We start from the raw sequence: 238 nt of genomic DNA on the forward strand, positions 1-238 counted from the left end.
CATTGCACAAGCCGTGTTTGCAGAGCAATTCACGATAGGGCTTCCACCCATCATGAATGAGCGTGCCCAGGAAATTGGGGAGAATGGCGAAGGCATCGAACGCCGCTTTGCCCCGCTTCGCGTGACATCCGACCCATGTCAGCATCACTGTCGCCAGCACGTGCATCCAGTGCAGCGAGCCGGCGACCCGCAGGCCCGTTTCATCGGCATGGGCGACTTCGGCCTTCTGGATTGCCTG

General features: G+C 60.1%; 1 protein-coding gene. It reads right to left on the reverse strand.

Annotation, left to right across the window (positions count from 1 at the left end):
- A partial coding sequence (locus CAPSK01_RS21910) for a transposase (RefSeq protein WP_273703118.1) occupies positions 1-238 on the reverse strand: 238 nt, incomplete at both ends.

It is taken from the genome of Candidatus Accumulibacter vicinus (assembly GCF_000584955.1).
Taxonomy (GTDB): domain Bacteria; phylum Pseudomonadota; class Gammaproteobacteria; order Burkholderiales; family Rhodocyclaceae; genus Accumulibacter; species Accumulibacter vicinus.